Source organism: Nitrospira sp. Ecomares 2.1 (genome assembly GCF_965152585.1).
This window is the reverse complement of record NZ_OZ224219.1, coordinates 3,337,065-3,355,291: the sequence shown is the minus strand read 5'-3', so window position 1 is coordinate 3,355,291 and position 18,227 is coordinate 3,337,065. Positions and strand designations below refer to the sequence as shown.

General features: G+C 50.0%; 16 protein-coding genes. 4 read left to right on the top strand and 12 right to left on the bottom strand.

The window, feature by feature from the left end; genetic code table 11:
* Positions 1–81: 81 nt before the first annotated feature.
* From ACWHYD_RS14835 to ACWHYD_RS14805, 7 genes are all read right to left on the bottom strand, one after another.
* On the bottom strand, positions 82–1,575 hold the full coding sequence (locus ACWHYD_RS14835) for a M20/M25/M40 family metallo-hydrolase (protein WP_447962804.1): 1,494 nt from the start codon (positions 1,573–1,575) through the stop codon (positions 82–84).
* Positions 1,576–1,685: 110 nt separating this feature from the next.
* Positions 1,686–2,285: a Tll0287-like domain-containing protein gene (locus ACWHYD_RS14830; protein WP_447962803.1), complete on the bottom strand. Its 600-nt coding sequence runs from the start codon at positions 2,283–2,285 to the stop codon at positions 1,686–1,688.
* Entirely contained in the window at positions 2,282–4,747 is a 2,466-nt protein-coding gene (locus ACWHYD_RS14825; protein WP_447962802.1) for an ATP-binding protein, read from the bottom strand. The genes ACWHYD_RS14830 and ACWHYD_RS14825 overlap by 4 nt, the downstream gene beginning before the upstream one ends.
* Positions 4,734–5,795, bottom strand: a complete 1,062-nt coding sequence (locus ACWHYD_RS14820) for a sensor histidine kinase (protein WP_447962801.1) — start codon at positions 5,793–5,795, stop codon at positions 4,734–4,736. The genes ACWHYD_RS14825 and ACWHYD_RS14820 overlap by 14 nt, the downstream gene beginning before the upstream one ends.
* Positions 5,796–6,003: 208 nt before the next feature.
* Positions 6,004–6,435, bottom strand: a complete 432-nt coding sequence (locus ACWHYD_RS14815) for a response regulator (RefSeq protein ID WP_442430168.1) — start codon at positions 6,433–6,435, stop codon at positions 6,004–6,006.
* A gap of 362 nt (positions 6,436–6,797) precedes the next feature.
* The gene (locus ACWHYD_RS14810) at positions 6,798–7,253 is read right to left on the bottom strand and encodes a hypothetical protein (RefSeq protein ID WP_447962800.1); all 456 of its coding nucleotides are present in this window, start codon (positions 7,251–7,253) and stop codon (positions 6,798–6,800) included.
* A gap of 442 nt (positions 7,254–7,695) precedes the next feature.
* A complete protein-coding gene (locus ACWHYD_RS14805) occupies positions 7,696–8,862 on the bottom strand; it encodes a mechanosensitive ion channel family protein (RefSeq protein ID WP_447962799.1) in 1,167 nt (388 codons plus the stop codon).
* 383 nt (positions 8,863–9,245) lie between these two features.
* Between ACWHYD_RS14805 and ACWHYD_RS14800 the strand changes: the two genes are divergently transcribed.
* Positions 9,246–9,632, top strand: a complete 387-nt coding sequence (locus ACWHYD_RS14800; protein ID WP_447962798.1) for a hypothetical protein — start codon at positions 9,246–9,248, stop codon at positions 9,630–9,632.
* A gap of 178 nt (positions 9,633–9,810) precedes the next feature.
* On the opposite strand, the gene ACWHYD_RS14795 is transcribed toward ACWHYD_RS14800, so the two are convergent.
* From ACWHYD_RS14795 to ACWHYD_RS14785, 3 genes are all read right to left on the bottom strand, one after another.
* Positions 9,811–10,938, bottom strand: coding sequence for a hypothetical protein (locus ACWHYD_RS14795; RefSeq protein ID WP_447962797.1), 1,128 nt, complete (start codon positions 10,936–10,938; stop codon positions 9,811–9,813).
* Positions 10,939–11,121: 183 nt separating this feature from the next.
* Positions 11,122–12,519: an MBL fold metallo-hydrolase RNA specificity domain-containing protein gene (locus tag ACWHYD_RS14790; protein WP_447962796.1), complete on the bottom strand. Its 1,398-nt coding sequence runs from the start codon at positions 12,517–12,519 to the stop codon at positions 11,122–11,124.
* Positions 12,516–13,361, bottom strand: a complete 846-nt coding sequence (locus ACWHYD_RS14785) for an LOG family protein (protein ID WP_447962795.1) — start codon at positions 13,359–13,361, stop codon at positions 12,516–12,518. The genes ACWHYD_RS14790 and ACWHYD_RS14785 overlap by 4 nt, the downstream gene beginning before the upstream one ends.
* 218 nt (positions 13,362–13,579) lie before the next feature.
* Here ACWHYD_RS14785 and ACWHYD_RS14780 point away from each other — a divergent pair, with 218 nt between their 5' ends.
* The 3 genes from ACWHYD_RS14780 to ACWHYD_RS14770 all read left to right on the top strand — a co-directional run bounded on the left by ACWHYD_RS14780 (position 13,580) and on the right by ACWHYD_RS14770 (position 16,210).
* On the top strand, positions 13,580–14,305 hold the full coding sequence (locus tag ACWHYD_RS14780; RefSeq protein WP_447962794.1) for a Crp/Fnr family transcriptional regulator: 726 nt from the start codon (positions 13,580–13,582) through the stop codon (positions 14,303–14,305).
* Positions 14,306–14,650: 345 nt separating this feature from the next.
* Positions 14,651–15,412: a hypothetical protein gene (locus tag ACWHYD_RS14775; protein ID WP_447962793.1), complete on the top strand. Its 762-nt coding sequence runs from the start codon at positions 14,651–14,653 to the stop codon at positions 15,410–15,412.
* A 372-nt stretch (positions 15,413–15,784) separates the two neighbouring features.
* On the top strand, positions 15,785–16,210 hold the full coding sequence (locus tag ACWHYD_RS14770; RefSeq protein WP_447962792.1) for a hypothetical protein: 426 nt from the start codon (positions 15,785–15,787) through the stop codon (positions 16,208–16,210).
* An 83-nt stretch (positions 16,211–16,293) separates the two neighbouring features.
* Here ACWHYD_RS14770 and ACWHYD_RS14765 read toward each other — a convergent pair whose 3' ends face one another.
* Both ACWHYD_RS14765 and ACWHYD_RS14760 read right to left on the bottom strand, forming a co-directional pair.
* Positions 16,294–16,638 carry an RNA recognition motif domain-containing protein gene (locus ACWHYD_RS14765; RefSeq protein WP_312646836.1) on the bottom strand — a complete coding sequence of 115 codons (345 nt, stop codon included), beginning with the start codon at positions 16,636–16,638 and terminating at the stop codon, positions 16,294–16,296.
* Positions 16,639–16,931: 293 nt separating this feature from the next.
* On the bottom strand, positions 16,932–18,194 hold the full coding sequence (locus ACWHYD_RS14760) for a TolC family protein (protein ID WP_447962791.1): 1,263 nt from the start codon (positions 18,192–18,194) through the stop codon (positions 16,932–16,934).
* Positions 18,195–18,227 lie beyond the last annotated feature (33 nt).

Sequence of the window (18,227 nt, the reverse complement as noted above, 5' to 3'; positions counted from 1 at the left end):
TTTCCCCAAAGAATTTGGCAAGGGTTAGAATCCTTCACCCTAATACAGGTCCTTCACGGTAAGCCCAGGAAGACAGCCTGTTTAAGGATTGTTCGCTAACAGGGCAATCAGTGAGTAGAGAAATTTGGTAGCGATGGCCAAGTTTTCAGGTTGAATGGAATCTAGGGTATCAGATGGCTGATGAAAGTGGGGGTGTCTGCCGCTGCTGACGACTGTGATGGTCGGCACCCCCGCCTCAAAAAATGGGACATGATCTCCCCCGGGGAAATATCCATACATTTGAATTGTGTCGTGTAACCCCGCCTGGTTGGCTGCTTGCTGAGCCAGAGTCTTATCCATTCGAGTGACTCCAACAGTCAGTTTTCCATCACCCGCTCCCAGATGATCGAGATTAATCATGGCGACTGTTCGATCCAATGGAAATGCCGGATGGCTGACATAGAGAGTCGATCCCAATAGGCCTCGTTCTTCTCCGTCAAAAGACACAAAGAGAATGGTCCGTTTGGGTGCGGTTGTGCTTTGGGAGAGCATTCTGGCCAGTTCCAACATCACGGCTGTCCCAGATGCATTGTCATCGGCTCCAGGAAAAAGGAGGCCGGTTTGTTGGCCAAAGTGGTCGCGATGTGCACCGATGAGAATGAGTTCGTTTCGTAGTTGCTGGTCCCGACCCGGTAATATCCCGATGACATTCGTTAGCGTTCCGGGCAGACTGTGGCTTTCCCAGTTAAATTGCGCCAGAAGGGGAAGTGGTCTGCTATGAAATGTCCCGATATCGTTGGCGGCTTGTTGCAGAGCTTCAAGGGAGGCATTTGCTGCGTTCAAGGCCTGGTCAAGAATGTTCCCATGTATCCATGCCCCAGGGATGGGGCGGTTATCGGGTTTCTCTCCGTAGATGGCCAAAGGACCTTGTCCCAGACCTTTTCGGGCCTCATAACGACCAAGCAATGGGCCGGTTGCCGTTAAATACCCTACCGCTCCTTTTTCTTTGGCGATTGCCGCTTTTTCTTCATGCGTGACCCATTCGGGGTAGGTAGGGGGTTTCCCCCGAAGAAATAGCACGATGCGATTGTCGACATTAATTCCCTGGTACTCATCTATTCCGCGGGCAGGGTCAACAATTCCGTATCCCACAAAGACAACTTTGCCTGTGGTTCTGGTGGAAGGAGAATCCAAGATTGGAAGAAACTCCTGCCCCGGGACAAGCGACATCGTCATTGACGATTGGCTTGAGTCAACCGGAGAAATGGTGATTGTCGCCGGCTCAAGCACTTGAACCGCTGTCAGGGACCGTTGTTGTAACCAACTGAAATCCTGTTCTTGTTTGGAGAAGTGGTTGCCCGGTTGTAAGCCGAGAGATTCGAATCGATCGACCAGAAAATTGGCCGACTGTAAACTACCATCTGTGCCGGCCTGTCGACCCTGATACGATGGATGACTCAGTTCGCGAATGTCCTGAATGATATTCCCAATATCCATGGGAATGGATGGAGAAGAAGAGAATTGATTGTCAAAGCCCAAAGCCGGAGCCGTAAGGGCTAATCCAATCAAAAATTGGACAATGAAAAATCGTAACAAGTTCCTACCTTTCTCCGGAAATTACGGGGAACGACACAATACGTGTAAAAGGGGTTCCGTACAAATGGCTGTGTGGAAAATAGACCCTGCTGCAGCACGTGTGACGGACTTTAATCTTCTAAAGGAATGGTGATGACAATTGCCCCCATGACGTCGCCTTTGCTGAAGTCACGCTTGGGACTTAAGGGGTGAGCATTATGGCACGTCGTGCAGGTATCATTAATCGCTTTGTCGGCATAAATTGCCTGAAATAAGCGCTTTTTCCCAGTGGAAACAATTCCACGTTGAGGTGTATCGGAATTTAGCGAAAGTTGTTCCAAGGCCTTTCGTTCGAAATCCGTTGCAGGGCCATTCCTTCGATATATTGGCCACAGACTAATTAAACGAAATCGAATGCCGTGACCTGATTCCGCGACTAATTTACTGGAAATATGGAGGAACTGGGCAGGAAGGGGAATGGCATTTTTGTTTTCCCAATCTTCCCGCGCCACCACGACGCCTTGCTCCTGCATTCTCTTCACGATATGTGAAGTGTAGACATGGCGGTCCGCCTCCACGATGGCATGGATAAAGTCTGCCACTTTCTCCGGTGACAGATTTTTCATGGCGTTGGATTCACCTGCTTGCAAAAATGATGAAGAAAATATTCCAATGAGGAGGGTCGAAAGAAAAACCATCGATAAACCGATGCTACTTCGTACGCTTGTCATGACGTCGAATTCCTTTCCTTTGCCAGGTGGGCATTCGAGACGGGTAAGGTAATTAAACAGGTCGTACCCCGGCCCTCTTCACTTTCCATTCGAATATGTCCGCCTAATTTATTGATAATCCGATAGGCAACGGTGAGTCCAAGGCCCGATCCTTCTCCCTGGCCTTTCGTGGTAAAAAAAGGATCAAAGACTCTTGGTAGATGCGTTGGAGGGATACCGCCGCCCGTGTCTTGAATGCGGATTTCCAGTTCGTGTCCTGACGTTTCTGTTGAAATATCAAGCTTCCCACCTTGTTTCATCGATTGAAAAGCATTGGTGATAATGTTGGTAAAGGCTTGTCCGAGTTCCAGGGCTTTTCCTTGAATGGATGGGATGGACCCCAGGTGAGTCTGAATATTAACCGGGATTGATGGGAAGAGATCCTTGACCGTGGTCAGAGATTGTTCCAACAGTTCATTGAGGTTAATGAGCGATTGCCCTTCGGTCAATTTTTTCCCGGATTGACCGGTAAAGTCCCGAACAATGGAAGCCATACGTTTTCCATGTTGTACGATGCCCCTGGCATATTCTTTGATTTGTTCGGGATTAGTCTCTTCTTGTATTGCTTCGCCTAATCCAATGACTCCGACTAACGGATTATTGAGCTCATGTCCAATCCCGGCGCTTAGAACCCCCAAACTTGCCAATTTTTCCCCTTGGATGACCCTGTCCTGAAGAATGCTTTCCTCCGTTGTATCTCGTAATACCAATCCGACACTCGGCCCCCTTCCCGGTCGGGCCTGGACACCAAACCACCGGTACCGGAACGTTCGCTGATTGATTCGAATTTCCTGGCGATGCGTCCCTGTTTGGGTCCAATTGGTGGGAACCAAGGGGTCTTGCAACGAGGCGTTAGACGGATTGGTCTTTGTATTGTCTGAAGATGGAGGTTCCGTTATTTGGACAGCGTGCATTTCCTGTTTAAGCCGGTCTTGTGTTGCGGGATCCAATGAGAAAATTTGAAACAGTGGGGAACCGATCATCTCGCCATTGGCGACGGCAAATGCTTCTTTCGAGGCGTTATTTAAATATTCGATTTGTTCATCTGGTCCGACCATGAGGACCGGGTCAGGCACATTATCCAAAATTTTAATGGTCGACTCCTCAAGGTATTTTACTTCCTGGGTTTTCATCTCAACTTGGCTTTCCAATCCGGCGAACTGGGACATCAATTGTTGGTTCATGCGATTGACTTCATCGGCCAATTCCTCAATTTCATCTCCGGTGGACAAAGTAAGGGGCTCGCGATATTCCCCCCTGCCGATTTGTTTGGCGGCTTCCTGAAGACGGCGAATGGGGGCGGCAATTCGACTAGCCGCGATATATCCCAACGTGACGAGCAACCCGACTCCCAGTAACCCAAAAGTCGCTATCCATTTAAAAAAATGCTCTATAGGGGCAAAGACCTCTTCAGATGATTGCCAGACAAACATATGCCAGGTCTGCCCGGTGGATATTTGAGTAATCTGACGAGTATTGCTCAGAGGGGCAAATCCGATGATGGAAGTTGCAGTACCCCCATGCCCATCGCTTGGGGCTAGAGTCCATCCGGCATGCAGCGGGGTGACGAGGGGAATAAGCCGGGTGTCACTAATGGAAGTGCCCGTGGGAAGGATCGGGCAGCTCAAGACCACGCCACGGCTGTCAATGAGCATGACATGGCCGGTTTTACCAAATCGAATAATGTCGATTGAAGGAGCAAAGAACTCCTTGGCGTCATAAACACGGAGCAGGACGCCGATGGCTTCATACCGCAGGCTATCCATAATGGGGAGCGCAAGGGTAAATGTATAAACACCCCGAAGGGAATCAAACGCCACCTGACCGATATACGGTTGGCCGACGCCATTGTGAAATGCGCCTTTCCACCATGCTTCTTCCTGATGAAGGTAGGGAATGTCGGAATCCAGGCTTGCAACGACCCGTCCCGCGCGATCGGTAATAAATAGGCCACGGGTGGCAGATCGGGTAATGACCGGAATCGGGTGGCCCGGGTCCATAAAGGTTCCCCCCACATGTTGTTGCAGAATCCCGGCAAACGGCCCTTTCAGAATTCTTTCAAGGAGGTCCGCCTCCTTGCTGTTCCAGGCTTCTTGTTCCTGTTTGAGGGTGAGAGCCAGCTCTTGAGGATTCAACTCACTGAGGGCATCGCGGGTGCGTTCGAGTTGTTCAATGATTTTGATATCAGTGGTCAGTAGGGCGGTGCGGGCGAGTTCATCAGCCATGACTAGATCAAGCTTTCTGGCTGTTTCGGTTGCGAGGGCTTCAAAGCTGGATCCATTCACCTCGCGAATTTCCTGGGTGCCCTGGTAGAAAGCCAGCACGAGTCCAATGACCAAAGGGAGGGCACCGACCAGCAACATGGACAGGACCAGTTTTTTTGTCAGTCCTTTTTTTCGTTTGGCGGGTTCAGGGCTTTTCACGAGACACCATATTTCCTGCAGGAGAAATGACGGGGAAGGACAAGCGGAACGTGGTGCCTTTCCCTGGTTCACTTTCGACTTCAAGGTCGCCATGGTACTTCTTGACAATCGTTTTAACGTTATACAGTCCGAGGCCTGTCCCTTGGCCCTTAGGTTTGGTTGAGAAGAAGGGATTGAAAATTTTTTGGAGGTGTTCGGGGGAAATGCCACAGCCAGTATCGCTGATGGCAATCTGAACTGTTCCATTGTTATGTGAGGTGGTGATGGTGAGGCTGCCTTTTTCTTCCATGGCATGGATGGCGTTGGTAATCAGATTGATGAATACCTGGAGAATTTCTTCGGGTTTCGCCTGGACAGTCAAGCCGTTTTGGTAATGTTTCTGAACCGTAATTTCTCGAAATTTTGTCGCAAACCTGGAAATGCTTAAGGCTTCATCCAGTCTTGCATGGAGGTCGATTTGTTCGAGTTCCTGATGACTGGATGTGCGAACATAGTCCGTAATATTTCGTGAAATGGCTTGAATGCGTTGTGCCGCCTCATGGATGCTGGCGGCATGTTGTCGAATTCGATCGAGATTGTTTTCCTCTTGAATTTCTTCGGCCATCGCCAAAATGACATACAGCGGGTTATTAATGTCATGGGCTATCCCTGAGGCAAAAGTTCCCATGCTGGCTAGTTTTTCCGAATGAAACAGTTGGGCTTGAATAAAGGTTTGATGTTGGATCAACTCTGAGAGTACTTTGGCGGCGGTTCCTCCGAGCACTTCAGCTCCGCTGTGTTTGTGCTCCGTAATGTATGAAGGAAGTATGGGATCGCCGGTCACGTCGATGATCAAATTCAACTTGTCTTCTTGAATAAGCTTCAGAGGGTGGGAGACAGTCGGGATATTGTGAAGTCTGGCCAGTTGAAAGCCCAGGGCGTGCGGATTGGTGTCGGCAATGCCCAATAGGCGGATATGGGGTAAATTAAGAAAGGATTCCAACATGGCCGTTCCCCCTTTGCCGGCCCCGAGAATGGCAACGGTGATGGGAGGATCAACGGTTGACATGGAATCCCTCCTTGATTGTGAGAGTCGAGAATGAGGCGAGGCTAGGGTCGAATGCGGAGCAAGAGATGTTTCTCCATGCTGAAAAGTCTATATGGTATAAAGCCCTATCCTGAGGATAGGGCCTTACTTGATATACCATAGTCTTCTTCAAGGGGAATCATTCTCCCGTGAGAAGAACCTCGGAATCTGAACAGGCAGTCCCGTCAGATTACAAGCGATTGAGATCTCGTTTTTCCATGGCAGTGGCCACGGATTTAATTAATTTTTCCTTTTCAACCGGTTTGACGAGATAATCCACGATCCCTTGCTTCAGAAACCCCGTGGCCATTTCCATGTCCGGGAATCCCGTGAGTACGATGAGTGGAACGCGCGGGTATTGTTGCTGAAAGTAGTTAATGGCTTCCACGCCGTTGATTTTCGGCATGCGAATATCGGAAATGATGACGTCCAACATTAAGGGGTTTTCGCCTTTCTGCACTTCCTGAATTGCCTTTTCCCCATCCTCAGCCTCAATGACATCATATCCGGCCTTTTCGAGAGTCATCCGTACAACTTTTCGGACATCGGGCTCATCGTCCACGACCAGAACCAGGCCGTTGGTTTTGTGTCCGCCAAACATTGCTGCAGTTGTTTCCGCCATAATGCATCTCCTTAGGTTGTGAGGTTGAAAACTCGAATGGGTATCCCACCAAGTATGGTCAAGAACATTTTGAATGTCTCTAGCTCTCCACCTCCATTATGGAAATATTCTAGCTTAATCAATTGAATAATAAAAAGAGGAAATGTTCCTTCTCTTGACCAAAAGCAATGGATTGAGAGGTCATGGAGTCCTTTTAACTGTGCCCATTCCGGCCGAAGGATGAAACTATTAGCCCGGTATCGCCAATGGGTAGGCTCCTAATGCCCGTTGATACTGCATTTGCATTTTTGAACGTATCAGCGGTCGCCAATAGACAGCGGGCTGGAGGGTTGACGGAAAATCATGTGGGTTCAAGAGTGTGGTTACTTCGTAATTAAGATGATCGTTCCCTGCCAATCCGGTGGCGGAGGATGGCTTCGAAAATGACTGCATAAACTCAAGTAAAAATGACTGGGCTCATCTTTCCCCCGAAGTTGCAAGCATGTTTGAAACGATTCCTCGGCTTGATCCCATCGCCGGGTATAAAAACATCCTACTCCGTGTGAAATTTTTCGGATTGCTTTCCGGCAAATCGCATCCACCTCGGATTCCCGACCTAGAAGTTCATAAACCACCACCGGCCTGGTTTTCCCAATTAATTGAAAACTCCCTATCATTCGGGAGAAGATATCAGGTAAGTCTTTTGCGACGAGTTGAGTAGCCAGGAGCCGAGTGCCCAGCTTTTTATTGAGGTTTTCAATCCGGGTGGGGGTGTTGACGATATCGCCTACGGGGGTATAGGTGTAAAACTCCCCCGCCCCAACGGTTCCCGTAAACATTGGTCCACCGCTTATTCCCATTCTGGTGGGGGTAAGACGGCATTGGGCCTGGTCTGGCGACGGTGAACCGCCAACTGGTGGGTCTGTAAGGGCCGATAGCCTCGCAAGCCTTTGGTGCGCCGCACCTCACGGCTGATCGTGGACTTATGGATCCCCACGACCACAGCAATGTTGGTTTGGCGATGGGAAAAGCCACGATCCTACTGCAGGTTGCCTTCTATCCACCATGGTAGAATTGCACTTACGAGTTGAATTCATGTCACATTTTTGTGCGAACACAAGCGGAAGGAGGCCAAAATAATAAGTAAGGAGGTATGTTAGAAAAAAGCATGAAAGGTGTCCGCCAGGTAGTCGAGAGAGCAAAGGACGCTGATCTCTCGGGGAAAAGGGACACTTTCCAGGTTGGCGAACTACAGGATTCCAGACACTGAGAAAATGAAAACTATATTGGCGATGGAGAAGAAGGCGACCGGGAGCGGGGAGGCATGAAAGATTCCGGTGTGCCGAATGGCAGACTTTCGATATAAATGGAACTCGATGGAAACGCAAAGCTGGCCTTCTCGCCCTCGACGGTTTCCTTGATTTTGTATGCCAAGCGTTCTTTGGCTTCCAACCACTCACCCCACACAATGGTCTTCGTAAAACAATACAGCATAATGTCAATGCTCGAGTTGCCGAATGAATCCAAAAAAATAAAGGTTTTGGTCTTTTCCGGATTGGTTTCAAAGTCACCACATTCGTAAATATAGGTCGAAATGCCATGGATGATGTTCCGAATTTGATCATGAGTCGAACGATACTCGATCCCGATCTTCCAATAAATTCTCCGGTTCGTCATGCGGGAGTAATTGATTAATGCTTCATTGGCCAATTTGGAATTAGGGATGGTAACCAGAGCCTTATCAAATTGACGGACCTTTGTCGCACGAAATCCGATATCCTCTACCGTGCCTTCCACATCAGGCGTTTTAATCCAATTACCTTTTTCAAAAACCCGATCCATGAAAATTGTGAGTCCGGCAAACATATTCTTAATGAAATCCTGTGCCCCAAGGGCGACCGCCATGCCGACCAGTCCTAAGCTACCAAGGACCGCCGCGACATTGAATCCCCATTCTTGAAATACGGCGGCCACACCTAAGCAGACCACGATGAATTTTGAAACTTTGAGGAAAAAGCCTTTGATGGTTTCATGCATGGTTTGGTTGCCGAAGAACGTGATGAACCGATCTAGCAGGATGGAAAGCGGATCAAGTATTCGAAAAATAGACCAGAAAATTGTGAAGGCAATCAAAGATCTGATGATTTGTCCAAAGACCGCATTTAACGGGGGAGACAAGGACACGACCTGTCCTGAAATATAGAGTCCGATAATCACAAAGGTAAATTCAAGGGGGCGCTCAATGGCGTCCAGGATTCGGGCATCCGTATCCGTTTGAGTTCGTGTCGCGAGCTTTTTGAAGACATGTGACAGAAAGCGAAACACAATTCGTCTGGCAAACAAGAACATCAGAAAGATGCTTAGGGCTAAGAAAATGTCACCCAAGCTGGTATTCAAAATGCCGATGTGCCATACGATAAGAAATTCTTGCCAAAAATCTTGGAGCATAAATCGATAGTTCCTGATTCGAGTTAAAGGGTTGACGATGGAGATGTCGTAGATAAAGAGGTCTATCGTAAAGGCAGGATGAACGCGTCCACCCCTGTGAATGACCTTGTTGGACGGATCGACGAATGTCGATGCATCAAATTGTCCACATTTCTGCGGCAAGGGTAAAAGAATTTACCGGCAAGGTCAATTTTTATGCTGGAATTGGAAAGATGTGTTGGTGCCACCAGTGAGGGATTGGGCCAGAGGAAGCAACGTGTCTGGCACAAGATGGTGTGAAATGAATCCACGTTCATGGACAGCCTGAATGAGTGTGTTAGGATGCATTCTCGGAGTGATGTTCATCAGTCATCTGAAGGGCAAGCAAGGAGGGAGGGCTGTCCATGGCATTCACGTATCCAAGTTGGTTGGGCAGGATCTTTGTTCTCATGGGTTTGGTGGGTTGCGGGGGAACACAGGAACCTGGGGACTTGCGTCAGGCGGATATCGGGTTTGGCATTGTTGAAGGGACCAAAGGTTTCATGCAAATTCAAGAAGAAGCCTTGTCTCCCTATGGATCGTTGCGAGTAGTGGAGGGGCAGGTGTTTCAGATTGAAGGGGCAGCGTATGTCGTGCATATCAACGATCAGATTGAGGCCCGATTGCCTTTTGATGAAAATACGCGAATTGATCGACCGGCTCATGTCGGTGATTGGATTGAGGCGCAGCTTGATCAGGAGGGGCGTGCCAGGATCATTCGAAATATCGATGACCGTATTTCACTCGAATAAGCTCCTTCCTCTTCACATTTTCCCTTTTGCGGTTTCTCCTTGTGGCGTCCCAATAGTCGGCTCTCAGCATGCTGTTGTTGCACCTTTTCTCATCTCAGAACGTTGAGTGGTGTCGTTGCCCCCATGGGGGTTGTTGGAGGGATCAAGGGCGGGGAACAGGGAGAAAGGGGGAGGCCGTCTAATAGCCGGGAAATCCCGGAATAAACGGAAGGAGTATGGAGATGGCAATGAGAATGATGATGATCCATTCAAGAATTTCCATCCGCCGATTGCCGGTTTGACCGGCCATCTTGTCATACAAATTATCCAGCGTGTCCAACTTGCGGAGAATGCTGGTATCCCAACTGTGCAAATGAAAGCGTTGCGAGGCCAGTCGAGAGACTCTGGCCAGGTATTGATCGCCGAATAATTTCAGCGTGTTGGTGACCCGTTCAAAGAGAATCGCGCTATCCACCTGCATGCCTGCGATTCGGCGGAGATTAACATCCGATGATCCCGGCCAACGGAACCCATGCCGGGTTTCCTGTGTGAGGGCGGCATAGGCCTCATCCAACGCTTCATCCAATTGGTGGTCAAGAAATCGGCGCTCGACGAGTTCCACATTGGCGAATTCTAGAACCGCCCGGACGTCATCCATTTCCTGTCCAATCATGAGCGAGGCATTCCAATCAATGAGGGTCAGGTCCTGTGTCCCGAAGGCAATTTGACTCGTGGTGGCATCACAAATTTCCTGCTCTGACAATGGTTGATCCTCACAACGGAGGATTTGAGACAGAAGCGTGCCGTGTTGTTTGACAAATTTCGACAGATCCAACGCAGGTTGCGTCGAGAAAATATGAAATATTACATAGTCCTCGACCAATTCGGATATATTCGGTTTTTCAATTGCCGGACCCAGCGTGTTCAGGAGAGATTGGATATGCAGGAATGTGCCTTCGAGCAGTTGAGCATTTTCATAGAGGACTTCACTGAGCGGGAGCAGCGACGCAAACGGCCCGGCCAGGGGAATCTGGTAGGTCACCATGAGCGCGCCGAAGTCATAGAGTACGGTGTCGACGGTGCGAAGCGTGTGATGTGCTCCGAGGCTGATGGGTTCCAGCTCTTGCGTAATACGGAGCGGCGGGGGATGATAATCAAAATATTCCGGTGCCGGCCGTTTCCGTTTGATTCGTCCTCGTTCTTTTGTCGCGGTAATCCGCTGTTCCGCTTCGTCGATTTGAATGGACGCACCTACGTCATAGGCAAAGACGACGATGCATCTCCCGTCTTGTATGTGAAAGATATCTGGTTCGGTCATGGGTGGCATGTGGCGCCTGCGGTGTGATGAACGGGAGGCTAACCCAATAGGAACATTCGAGTGCCCCAACCTGATTTCATGATGACAAAGGGATCAGGAAGCCAATGGGGATATTACCATAATCTTTCATTCTCCAGGAGAGCATATGTATGAGAGGAGAAGTCAGAATCCACAAGGCATCAGGATCATGGATTACACGTCATACATGGAATCCGGGCGAGGAACCTCCACTTCCATGCCGGGAAATTCCGTGGTCAGCCTCATGGCAAAGGCGAGAGACTGGCGCTCTTCACCATGCACCACAAAGACTTTTCGAGGATGAGGGGTGATGGCACGGACATACGCGAGGAGATCCTCCCGGTCCGCATGAGCGGAGTATCCATTTAATCGGACCACTTGAGCACGGCGTCGCGTGGGAATTCCAAAAATCGGGACGGTGTCCCATTCCTCCGCCAGTTTGCGTCCTAAGGTATGCTCGGCCTGCCATCCCACCAGGACGATCACATTGGCTTCATCCTCAATGGTATGTTTGAGATGATGGACGACGCGCCCCCCTTCGCACATGCCGGAAGCTGAAATAATCACACAGGGGCCGCTACGCCGATTCAGGAGCTTGCTGTCTTGAGCCGTCGAGATGAAATTGATGTATTTGGCGGCAAAGACATCGCCGGTCGAGGTAAAGGTGCGATAGGTTTCCTCGTCATAGCATTCCGGGTGTTGGCGAAATACTTTGGTGGCTTTCAACGCGAGAGGGGAGTCGATAAAAATCGGAATGGGGTCGACTTCTCCATAGGTCACGAGTTCCTTAATGCGCATGATAATTTCTTGAGTGCGGCCAACCGAAAAGGCCGGAACAATAATTTTGCTTTTATGCTGAATCGCATGGTCTACGAGTTCTTTCGCAATCGCTTTTCGTTTGGCTTGGTCGTCCTCATGCAGTCGGTCTCCATAGGTCGATTCAATGATCAGCACATCACAGGGGGGAGGCAAATGAGGATCACGAAGGATCGGCATGTTGGCCCTTCCCAGGTCTCCCGAATACAAGACCGAAGTGGTATTGCCACGACTCTGGTGCTTGACCCAGATTCCCGCCGATCCGAGGATATGCCCGGCATCATGAAATTGCACCTTTAGATTGGGGGCAGGAGAGATGGAGGTCCCGTAACGGACTCCTCGAAACCGATTGGTGATGTTCTGGACATCGTCCATCGAATAGAAGGGTGTGACACATGTTTTTCCTCTGCGTCGTTCTTTTTTGTTGACGTACCGGCAGTCACTTTGCTGAATCTTAGCGGAATCTTCCAGTAAAATTTTGGTCAGATCTGCCGTGGCCGACGTCATATGGACCGATCCGCGAAATTTTTCTTTGGCCAGGACTGGAAGCGCCCCGGAATGGTCGATGTGGGCATGGGATAAGCATACGGCTGTCAGGGATTTTGGATCAAAGCCGAGGTGACGATTGAGTTTGGCCGCTTGGTCTCGATGCCCTTGAAACATGCCGCAGTCCAGAAGCAGGCGGGAGGATCCCGCGTGAATGAGATGACGACTCCCCGTGACGGATCGGGCGGCTCCATGAAACGAAATCTTCATGAGGGGGCTTCAAGTGGATGTTCGGCCATGATAATGTTCCAGGCTTCCCCTGCGGTTTCAGCATAATGAAACAATTGCAGGTCTTCACCCGCGATCAATCCATACTCCACAAATTTCTCCCAATTGATGAGATCTTCCCAAAAGGGTCGTCCGATGAGTACGACGGAGACGTCACATACTTTTCCTGTTTGAAGAAGGGTCAGGGTCTCAAATAATTCGTCCATGGTCCCGAATCCGCCGGGAAAGACCACCAAGGCTTTGGCTCGATTGAGGAAGTGCATTTTCCGAAGGGCAAAGTAACGAAATTGAAAACACAGTTCAGGAGTAATATAGGGATTGGGCAATTGCTCATGTGGTAACGCAATATTCAGTCCAATGGATTTGGCCTTTACATCGGCTGCACCTCGATTGGCTGCCTCCATGATACCGGGACCCCCGCCGGTGATGATGACGAATTTTCGACGTCCGTCTATCTGGCAACTGGAAGACACCAGGCGGCCAAACTCCCGCGCTTCCTGATAATAGGGAGAATACGCCTTCTGGTTTTTGGCAATGGCCACGCCCCGTTTTTTTTCAGGATCGTGTGGTGAGGCGGCCAGCTCTTCTTCCGCGATCAAGAGCTTGGCTTTGGCTGCGGCCGGTTCCAGAAGCCTGGCACTGCCGAACACCACAATGGTGGATTCGATACCCTCGTCCTGTTGGATCAGTTCCGGTTTAAACCATTCCAGTTGGAGCCGGACCGCCCTGAGTTCGTCTCGCTGCAAATAATCAAGGTCGGAGTCTGCCCGTTTGTATGCCGGAGAAGACAGAAGAGGAGGATCAGATTGTGGCAAATTGGTCATAAGAAGATACAATTTTCACGAATAGGGCAGTGAGAAGATTATAAAGACCCAGGAAGTAATTTGAAACTGCTGAAGATGCATACGGGGGCATATTCTTTCCTGAGAGACGTGAAGGGACACTCATCCTCCAGAAATAATCAAGTCTACTGAGCGAAGGGGTTGGTTGAATATCAGGAATCGGGTATAGTCCAATGGTTCGAAACGTACAGGAGGGAGCGATGAAAGCACCCACTTCTCCAACCATTCCTGAATGTGGAGTTTGCCCCAATCGGGAATCGTCTGATATCTGCCAACTCGTGCCTTCCGTGGAAGAACCCTTCGGGCTTATTAAACGCAGGGCCATGTATCAGGCCGGCCAATTTGTATTCTATGAAGGGCATGTGGCTCTGGGATTGTATATTCTCTGCCAGGGGCGTGTGAAACTGACCAGGCTCAATCGCAAGGGGCAACAGCGGTTGGTGGACATTTTGGATTCAGGCCAACTTCTGGAAAAACAGGCTTTTCAGGAACAGCCGGTCCATCAGGTTACGTGTGAAGTCTTGGAGCCTTCGCAAATTTGTCTGTTGGATCGCACCAGTTTTCTCGCATTTCTGGAAGACCATGGTGCGTTAGCGGTCAAACTTGTTCAGGTGCTCAGTAAAGAAATGACGGCTGTGTTGAATGCAGCTGATCAATTTGCGTTCACTCCGGCACGGGAGCGATTAGCCAGGCTCTTATTGGAGTTGAGCGATCGATTCGGGAAACACGATGATGCAGGGATTCGCATTACGCTCAAACTCAAACGGGAGGATCTTGCGCAAATGACGGCGGTCACCGTAGAGACCTTGGTCCGGCTTCTTCGTGATTTCCAGGAAGATCACCTCATTACGGTGCATGGACGGGAATTAACGATTATGAATGCCGATCGCTTGACGAAAATTGCCGGCATGTCCCCCTCTCATTGAAATTTTCCTCCTCAACACTTCTTCCATCCTCTATCGTTTTTCCCTAGCTCTGGCTCTACTCAGTCTCGTTTTTTATCAACCAGCCTTCTCTCAGACTCCCTTCCCTAATGTTGCGTGCTCTCGCAGTCTTTAGGCCATTAGGCCTATTCAAAAGATTGATAACTATCTGATTGACCATTGTTTTCCAACAAGGTCCCGCCGTCGGGAATCGTATAGCCTATGGCCCGTTCAGTGGTTTTTCCCATTTTCACTGAAGATGAGAGAAACAGAGATGACTCACAATTCGGGGCCATGTTCATGACGGGTTGAAGTTCTACCACAATTTTTGAATGAGGAGGTGACAGGATGAGCAGAAACCGGTTGGTGGCACAATTGAGCATATGTGCATGGTTTGTGGGGTGCGTGCTGTGGGCAGTACCGGGAGTGAGTCAGGCCCAGGGTTTAAGCGTAGACGAAAGGCTGGAGCGTTTGGAGCAGAAAACGCTCTCCCAATCCCCAGGTGCTGAACAAGAAACCGGAAACATGGTGTTTTTCCGTGGAGGCTGGGCAGGGTTAGTGAATGATCGTTCCAATGAAGTAGAGACGGATGTTTTCGGATTAAGTGGATCCAATGATAGTAATAACGGCTACTATGTTGGCGCTGGACTGGATCTGGTTCTCACGCGAGATATTTGGGATTTGTTTCCTGGAACCTGGGTATTGGGTGAAATTGGGGTGGAATATAAACGGTTTAATTCCAAAAACGTGACGCAGGCGGTTCCCAGCACCTGTGCCCTTGCGGGCGTCCCGACTTGCTCAGTGGAAACGAATAAAAAGGTCCAAATCACGATGTTGACGGTGAATGTGGCACCGAAAATCATGTTTATGGAAGGCAGCCGATTCCGTCCCTGGATAATTCCGGCAGGGCTGGACTTTCACGTCATCAGTCCTCCTTCAAATGATACGACCGTTCTGGATATCGGTGTCCAATTCGCACTCGGGGCGCAGTATCGAATTTGGAAAGCCATTCATCTCGGAGTGGATGGCCGATTTCATCTCGCTACCGGTCAAACAGATACGACGAATAATTTCGGCACCGCCGGTGCGTATGTCGGAATCGCGTTTTAATGTTCGGTGAGGTAAAGGTGAGGTAAAGAAGGAAGGTGGCGGAGATGAGATTGCGATCGGGCCGGGGTAACCCAGGAGGCATTGGAGAGGGAATTTCCGCCGTCTATATAAGCGGCAGCACCTAGGTCATCATGGTTTGCGTTCTGACTCGGATTAAATTACAGAGGGAAGCCGTTTCAAGTATTCGCCTGTCTGAAGTGGTTACTCTGTATAATAGATTTCTCTATTCACTGGAAATGGTTTTTTCCCGAGGTCGAATACATTTCCATGTGGTGAGTTCGGATCAATCCCGCTACAATTAAGGAAGTGAATTTCTTTTACATTATTCTAGTCTGGACCCATCTGATTGCAGCAACCTTCTGGATTGGAGGAATGCTGTTCCTCTCCCTTGTCGCAGTCCCTCTTCTGAGGCAGGCCTCTGACCCTCCTTCCGCCCAACGAGGGTTTATAAGCCTTGCTCGTCGATTTAGAACGATGGTATGGATCGCTCTGTTCATTTTGGTGGCGACGGGGTCGGTCCTTCTCGGAAATATCCTCAATTTCGGGGTTCCTGTTTTCTCTTGGCCACCTGTTGTCCTCACGAAACTGATCCTGGTGTTCCTGTTAGTTCTGGTGTCCTTCACTCACGATCGGATAATGGGAACGAAAGTGCGTAACCTGAAGAGTAAGGCCGCTTCCGAATTATCGTTTGGCGAAGGGCTCCTTCTCCGATTCACTCCTCTGCTTGGCCGTTTGACCCTGTTGTTAGGGTTGGGAGTGCTATTGTCTGCCGTCATCATGGTGAGATCCTCAGGGTAACCATTTGAAATCCTGGAATAGAATAAAAAAAGGGAGAGGCCTTGTGGACCTCTCCCTTTATTATCAGACGTATTGAGTAATCGTTAGAATCGGCTGCGCCGTTTTCCTCCAAAATCTCCTCCGCCTCCGCCACTGCCACCGAATCCACCCCGGCCACCTCCGCCGCCACCGGTTCGTGGAGCTTGGGGTTTGGCCTCGTTTACCGTCAATGTACGGCCACCGAACTCCGTAGAGTTCAAGGCTGCAATTGCGGCTTGCGCTTCCTCTCCGGTAGACATTTCAACAAATCCGAACCCGCGCGATTGGCCGGTGAACTTGTCGCTGATGACGTTAGCTGATTCGACGGTGCCGTGTGCCGAAAACAGGTCGGTTAATTCTGCTTGAGTCGCTGAATACGGCAACCCACCTACATACAATTTTGAACCCATGGGGTTCCTCCTTTTAAAAAGATGATATTGTCTGAGGCTCGAGAAGGGTAAAACATTTGGAAGAGGTAGGCCACGGACGCTATTCCCACGCCACTCAGGTCAGACACTTCCGAGTTATTCTCTCGGGCTAAACAACACCGGTTACGGGCTTGAGTGATTGAACTCTCAAAGCTAAGCCCAGAGCGATGAGTTAAAAAAAAGCGTAGCACACAAGGGAAGTAAAAGATAGTAGCGAAAAAATGGCAGTAGGATGGATCGGGTGGAGCTTTTCTGGACCGCATAAGCTAGGTGATTCAGGGTTGTACGGTTCCGCCGGTGACGCGTTCCAGTTCGGTCAGAGCGATCGAGAGATCGTATTTGGCCTGCGCATAGTCAATGTGTGTTTGCCGCAAGACCCGTTGGGCATCCAGCACATCCAGCAGACTGGCCTCCCCGTATTTAAAGCTGACTTGAGCGATACGTAGCGCCTCTTGTGCCTGTTTGAGCAACCCTTTTTCGTATGTGGCAATTTGCGCCGCAGCGGCTTGAGAAAGTTGGATCTGCTGGGCGATGCCTTTGAGCAGGTCCTGCTTGGCCCGAAGGAGGCTCGCTTCCCGTTGTCGCAGTGCGCCTTTGGCTTGGGCAATGTCCCCCTGTCGTTGATTCCAGACCGGAAAAGGAATGGAAACCCCGGCGATATAGGCTTCTCGGCCTGCGTCTCGCTGGTATCCTCCACTCAGCGTCACATCGGGCACGCGAGCCTGTTGTTCCTGACGGTGGGTGTGCTGCGCTTGTGCTATCAGTTTTTTCCATTTGGTAATGATGGGATGGTTCGCCAGAGTCTGCTGCGAGAGTGTTTCGAGATGTAAGGCTCCAGGCCAGATGGCGAAATCGCCATCAATGGAGAATTCAAGCCCCAACGCCCCGGCAGTGAGGCTATTTAATGAGGCTTGGATAGACTGGACCACACCCCTGGTCCGGGCGACCTCTTTTTGAACTTTCATGCTCTCTACCTGGATTTTCACGGCATCAAATGGGGGTGCTTCACCGGCGTCAACACGACGAATCACGGCCTTTTGGACTTCTTTCATCGTGCGAACATTTTGGATGGCCGTCGCCGTTTGGCGTTCGGCGAATAAGAGGTCATAGAAAGCCTCTTTGGTTGCGGCAATCAAATTCAGTTTGGCTTCTTCTTTTGAAGCCAGGGCTCCGTCCAATCCTGCTTGAGCTGCCTGTTGACGTGCCGCCCGTTTCCCCGGCCATTCGATGGGCTGATAGAGGGTGGCATATCGTTCGGTGAGAGTCGGACCGGTAGGTTCTCTGACGGTTCCACGTCCACTCTGAACCCATAGGGTGGGGTTGGGATAAGCGGAGGCAGAGATTTTGTCTCCTTCTCTTTGTTCGATGACCCCCTCACTTTCGTTCATAAGGGGATTTTTCTCTAAGGCCATGTTCAGAATTTCTTTCAGGCTATAGGTCGGGGCCGCAGCCTGTGGTGTGGTGTCAGTCGCTGCCAACGCGGGTTGCCAGCAGAGACCGTATAGCATGATGAGGCAAATGATCTGTTTAAACCACATGACAAGTTCCCTTCTTGTGACAACACCATCCTT